This is a genomic window from Streptomyces sp. NPDC052101, assembly GCF_040680235.1.
In the GTDB taxonomy this organism is placed as follows: Bacteria; Actinomycetota; Actinomycetes; order Streptomycetales; family Streptomycetaceae; genus Streptomyces.
The window spans coordinates 1-5,312 of the sequence record NZ_JBFAWH010000091.1; the positions used below are offsets into that span (position 1 = coordinate 1).

At 69.3% G+C, this 5,312-nt stretch carries 7 protein-coding genes; 3 read left to right on the forward strand and 4 right to left on the reverse strand.

Annotated elements, in window-relative coordinates:
* Positions 1-394 (reverse strand): hypothetical protein (locus tag AB0L75_RS43735; protein ID WP_365191876.1); only part of this gene is annotated, 394 nt, incomplete at its 3' end.
* Between the two features lie 9 nt (positions 395-403).
* Here AB0L75_RS43735 and AB0L75_RS43740 point away from each other — a divergent pair.
* On the forward strand, positions 404-1,378 hold the full coding sequence (locus tag AB0L75_RS43740; protein ID WP_365191877.1) for a DnaB-like helicase C-terminal domain-containing protein: 975 nt from the start codon (positions 404-406) through the stop codon (positions 1,376-1,378).
* A gap of 132 nt (positions 1,379-1,510) precedes the next feature.
* Here AB0L75_RS43740 and AB0L75_RS43745 read toward each other — a convergent pair whose 3' ends face one another.
* On the reverse strand, positions 1,511-2,440 hold the full coding sequence (locus AB0L75_RS43745) for a helix-turn-helix domain-containing protein (RefSeq protein WP_365191878.1): 930 nt from the start codon (positions 2,438-2,440) through the stop codon (positions 1,511-1,513).
* Positions 2,441-2,599: 159 nt separating this feature from the next.
* Here AB0L75_RS43745 and AB0L75_RS43750 point away from each other — a divergent pair, with 159 nt between their 5' ends.
* Entirely contained in the window at positions 2,600-3,520 is a 921-nt protein-coding gene (locus AB0L75_RS43750; protein ID WP_365191879.1) for an NAD-dependent epimerase/dehydratase family protein, read from the forward strand.
* Positions 3,521-3,979: 459 nt separating this feature from the next.
* Here AB0L75_RS43750 and AB0L75_RS43755 read toward each other — a convergent pair whose 3' ends face one another.
* Both AB0L75_RS43755 and AB0L75_RS43760 read right to left on the reverse strand, forming a co-directional pair.
* Entirely contained in the window at positions 3,980-4,351 is a 372-nt protein-coding gene (locus AB0L75_RS43755; protein WP_365191880.1) for a hypothetical protein, read from the reverse strand.
* Between the two features lie 213 nt (positions 4,352-4,564).
* The gene (locus AB0L75_RS43760) at positions 4,565-4,777 is read right to left on the reverse strand and encodes a cold-shock protein (protein ID WP_365191881.1); all 213 of its coding nucleotides are present in this window, start codon (positions 4,775-4,777) and stop codon (positions 4,565-4,567) included.
* 328 nt (positions 4,778-5,105) lie between these two features.
* On the opposite strand from AB0L75_RS43760, the gene AB0L75_RS43765 reads away from it, so the two are divergent.
* Positions 5,106-5,273, forward strand: a complete 168-nt coding sequence (locus tag AB0L75_RS43765; RefSeq protein WP_365191882.1) for a hypothetical protein — start codon at positions 5,106-5,108, stop codon at positions 5,271-5,273.
* The last annotated feature ends 39 nt before the right edge of the window (positions 5,274-5,312 follow it).

Here is a 5,312-nt window from a genome sequence, read left to right on the forward strand (position 1 = left end):
CTCCTTCCGCGACGGCGCCCACGCCGGTGCACCACAGGCCCGGCAAGTTGCCGATGCCTGGCACCTGCTGCACAACCTCGCCGAGGCCGTCGAGCACGTCGTCGGACGACACCGCGCCGACCTGCACGAACCCCTCACCGTGCGGGCCAACCAGGACGACACCCGTCCGCCAGCTGGCGTCCAACACCCCACCCTCCTGGGCGAACTGGACGTGCACGGACGGCAGCGGCCGCTGGTCGCCCGCACCCGCGAACGCCACCAGTGGATCCACGAACGCATCGAACGCGGCGACAGCCTGCGAGCCATCGCCCGCGAGCTCCGCCTCAGCCGCGGCACCGTCCTGCGCTTCGCCCGGGCCGCCGATGTCGAGCAGCTTCTCGTCGCCGCAACCCACCGCCCGAGCGTGATCGACGACTACCGGCTCTCTCTGCATCACCGGTGGATGGAGGGCTGCACCAACGCTCCCGCACTCACCCGGGAGATCCAACACCTGGGCTGTCGCGGCGACATCAACACCGTCCCCCGCCACCTGCGGCCCTACCGCACGGGGACAATCCCCACGGACGCTCCGCTGCCCCACCTGACCGTCCGCCGGGTCACGGACTGGATCACGCGCCGGCTAGAACTCCCCACTGAGACCGAACGCAAGTGCCTCGGCAAGCTGTGCGAACACAGTCCCGCCCTGGCCACGACGGTCGTGAAGATGCGGCCAGGCAACGTGATCGTGGTGGCCGGCCGCCCCGCCATGGGCAAGTCCGCGTTCACCCTCGGCGCCGCACTCGCCAACGCCGACAGTGGCCGACCGACGCTCGTGCACTCCATGGAGATGGGCGAGGCGGAAGTCCTTAATCGCGTGCTTGCCTCCTGGGCCACGCTGGGACTGCACCACCCGATGGACGGCGGCCCGGCCATCGAGGACAACGACTGGACCCGCATGCAGCGGGTCCTGCCCGACCTCACCCAATTGCCGCTGTGGATGGACCACGCCGCACGCGTCTCGCCCAGCCGTGTCCGCCACCGGATCAAGGCCCTCGCCCGGGAGACCGGCCGTACCCCACTCGTGATCATCGACTATCTCCAGCTGATGGAGACTGACCAGAGCAATGGCCGGCAGACGCCGTATGAGCGGGTCTCCGAGATCAGCCGCGAACTGAAGATCATCGCCGAAGAGACCGGCGCGGCATCATCTGCTGCGCCCAGCTCAACCGCGGCTCCGAACACCGCGAGGGCAAACGGCCGATGGTGTCGGACCTCCGCGTTGGACAACTGCATGTCCACCGAGCCATCCCAAGCGGTGGTTTGGGCCCTCCTCCTGCATCTTGTGCCGTCTGCCGGAGAGCGTACTCGCGTCAGACGGAGGTCTGGCGGGCACAGCTGACCCGCCTGCATCGCGGGGGTACAGCGTGGATCCAGGCAGCGTTTCCCGACTGGCTGGACTGGTACAACTACCACCGACCCCACACCGGCATCAGCAGCCAAACCCCAGCCAGCCGCGTCACCAACCTCGGAGTCACACCGAGCGCCATCTCGCCCGGTAGGCGCTCGGTGTGACTCCGAGGCTGGCGACGAAGTGCTGGCGGAGCGAGTCGGATGAGCCCAACCCGCTGCGTTCGGCGATCCGGTCCATGGTCAGCTCCGTGGTCTCGAGTAGTTGGCGAGCTGTGTCGATCCGCTGATGCAGCAGCCACCGCAGCGGGCTGAGCCCAGTCTCCGCGCGAAACCGGCGGGTCAGCGTGCGCTGGCTGACGCTGGCGTGCGCGGCCAGGTCCGCGAGGGCGATCGGGGTGCCCAGATGGGACTGGGCCCAGGCGCGGGTGGCGGCCAAGGACTGGTCCCTGCGCGCCGGCGAGAGCGGCGCGGTCTGCTGGGACTGGTCGGGAGGTCGGACCGGGCCGGCCACGACCAGACTGCCCGCCGCCGCGGCGGCCGCGGCCCCATGGTCGGAGCGAACCAGATGGAGGCAGAGTTCGATGACGGCCGCGGCACCGGCTGAGGTCAGCACGGGCCCGTCCTCGACGTACAGAGCCTCACGCTCGACCAAGACCTGCGGAAACGTTCGGGCGAGTTCGTCGAGCAGGTGCCAGTGCGTGGTGGCACGACGGCCGTCGAGCAGACCTGCCTGTGCGAGTACGAACGCTCCGGTGCACAAGCCGACGACACGCTTTCCCGCACCGGCCGCCTCGCGCAACGCCTTAGTGACGCGCTCGTCGACGTCCGGTCGCCCGCCACCGCCGATGACGAACACCGTGTCCGCCTGCGTCACCACGCCGAGATCGTCGCGGATCACCAATTCGGGCCCCATGACCGTCTCGACGACACCGGGTTCGGCCGTCGCTACGCGTACCCGATAGGCCGGCAGCCCGGCCGGACCGGCTTGGGAGAGCACCGCCTGAGCCACTGACAGGTCGTGCGCCATGATCGGTGGCACGGCGACGAACACGACTTCATGCGGGGGCGCAGACATGGCCGGATCCTCCGGGGGCTTGGCTGTAGTGGTACTGCCTCGGGCGGGGAAGTGCCCCGCACAGTGGGATCAGCGCCTCCACACCACCGTGTGTTCCCGCGGGGTGATCCCGATACCGGATTCCGGAGAACAGCCATGCCTGCCATACCTTTCCATGTCATCGTCGGCGCTGGCGCCACCGCGCTTGCCACAGCCCGCCTGCTCGCCGAGGACGGAGAACGGGTGCGCCTCGTCAGCCGCCGCGGCTCCGGGCCCGAGCACGAGCTGATCGAATCGATCGCTCTCGACGCGACCGACGCCGAGGCTTTGGCCGAGCTGTGCCGCGACGCCGCAACAGTCTTCAATTGCGCGATGCCCGCCTATGACACCTGGCCGCAGGCCATCCCGCCGCTGTTCCGGGCGATCCTGACCGCGGCCGAGCGCAGCGGAGCGGACTACGTAATGCTGGGGAACCTCTATGGCTACGGGCCCGTCGACGGCCCGGTCACCGAAGACCTCCCGCTCCTTGCCACCGGACCGAAAGGCCGAGTCAGGGCGCAGATGTGGCAGGAGGCTGCGCAAGCCCACGCCAGCGGGCGGGTCCGAGCCACCGAGGTGCGCTCCGGACAGTTCCTCGGCGTGGGTGCCATGTCGTCCTTCACACTGACCGTCCAGGCCAACGTGCTCGCCGGGCAGCTGGCCCTGACCCCGGCCGCGCTCGACACGCCGACCGGCTACACCTCGATCGACGACGCGGCTCGCGCCCTGGTGACCCTCGCCCGCGACGAACGCTCCTTCGGCAGCGCTTGGCACGCCCCGGCGACCAACGCCACCGTACTCGAGCTGGCCACCATCCTTGCTGATCTGGCGGGCTCCCCGACGCCGCAGCTCGAAACAATGACCGACAGGGACATCGCACTGCTGTCGTTGACATCGCCGATCTGGGCCGAGTTCGCCGAGACCGCGCACATGTCGCACCAACCCTTTCTGACAGACTCCAGCCTCGTCGAGCGGGTCTTCGGGCTCAAGGCGACGCCACTGGACCAGGTGCTCGGCTGGCTGGTCGCCGCGGAATAGAGCCCCACCGGGCAGATCTCACCGCCCGGCGACGCGCTCGTCGACTCAAGAGCATGCTCCACAAGGTCCCCGTCGCGGCGGTCAGAACCAGGAGTTCTCGGGGAGGTTCGGGGCCGACGGGGACCCAGACCAGACCAGTGTCGTCGGCGACGATGCCGTGTGGGCGCAACGCAACGAGATCGTCGGATCCGAGCAGGGCCTGCCGGAACAGGGTGTGGCTGGAGCGGCCGCTGCCTGGCCAGGTTCGGCCGGATACGGACGAACCACCCGCCCCCACCAGATGTCGGTCGGCGGCCGGGTACATACAACCCGTCCGCCGGATGGCGACTTGCACCGCCCGACACCACAGCACGACGGGTGACGGCACCAAGGACACCTCGACGACGGTCGCTGGGTGGCCGGATGGACGACGCGGGAGCCGACGGTCCCACGTCGGCTCCCTCTCCTTCTTGTGGCTGCTCAGGAGCGGGTCGGCACCCGGCCCAGGGTGCGGAGCGGGCGGGCGGCCAGCAGGGCGGCGGCGGTGAGGAAGCCGACCACGACGCCGACCAGGAGCATCCGGTCCGTGCCGAACGCCCCGACAGCCAGGCCGGCCAGGGCGCTGCCGATCGGGTACATGCCGACCGAACCGGCGACCCCGTAGGCGTGGACGCGGTTGAGCACCTCGCCCGGCACCTGGGTCTGCACGCTGGTGGCCCACATGAAACCCCAGACGCCGATCCCGGCCCCGACCTCGGCCTGGGCGATGGCCAGCAGCCAGACCGGCCAGCCGAGCACGATGCTCAGCGGGTAGAGCGGGTAGGCGAGCATCGCCACGGCCCGGGCGGCCAACGAATCTGGTCGATCTGCGGATGTACGGCGGGCTCGATAGGGAGGTACAGCACGGGCCGCATGTCGGGCGGAGGGGGCCGGTCAGCCCCTGCTTCCCCCATGAGCACCTCCACCGTTCATGCCTGAGCACGCTGCTGGGCTCCGGCGCCGCAGCCTGACCGCGGCCGTCCAGCCCTCACAGACCAAGGTCCGGACGGCTGCGGTCAGGCACTCCTACTCCTCCACGACGACTTCGTCTGCCTGCATGCCCTTCTGGCCCTGCACGGCTACGAAGGAGACCTTCTGGCCCTCCTTCAGGGACTTGAAGCCGCCCCCCTGGATCGCCCGGAAGTGGACGAACAGGTCGGGGCCGGATTCCGGCGTGATAAAGCCGAATCCCTTCTCCTCGTTGAACCACTTCACAGTGCCGGACTGGCGCTGGGCCATGTCTTCCCCCAGTTCAGGAGCTGTCGGTCATCGTTTTCGGCGTAAAGCCAAAACGATCAGGACACGCGAGGGACACGGCGGCGCGTTCATCATCGGCGGGTCGATGCGGTCTTGACCGTGCTCGCCCCAGGACCGCATCGTCCTCCGCGGTGACGGCGCGCCGGAACGGCAGCCACGCCGGTGAACCCTCCTCTTGCACCTCACAGGCTTCACCGACATGGGCCGCAGCCCGGGCGAGAACACCAGCCTCCAGGCCGAGGGCGGCTGTACCCGATCGGGCGGTATCCCCGAGAGCCGGGCTGCCGTGGCCGACGTCTAGGGTCCGGCCGTGGCAGAGGTCCCCGATGAGTTGATCAAGCTGGAACGATCCGCCGAACGAGAGCGCGCCACACTCGCGGGTTTGGTCGGCGAGGAGTACCACGCGCAGTGGGCCCGCTGGCGTAAGAGGTCGTTTTCTCCCGATGTTTCATCCCGGGATGCGGATTTGATCCGGTGATGTCGGGTCGCGCCAGGAGATGGTGGCCTCGCCGGTCAG

Excerpts from the sequence above, each read along its gene's own strand:
- AB0L75_RS43750 (WP_365191879.1), top strand. The coding sequence starts at position 2,600 with ATGCCTGCCATACCTTTCCATGTCATCGTCGGCGCTGGCGCCACCGCG.
- AB0L75_RS43760 (WP_365191881.1), bottom strand. The coding sequence starts at position 4,777 with ATGGCCCAGCGCCAGTCCGGCACTGTGAAGTGGTTCAACGAGGAGAAG.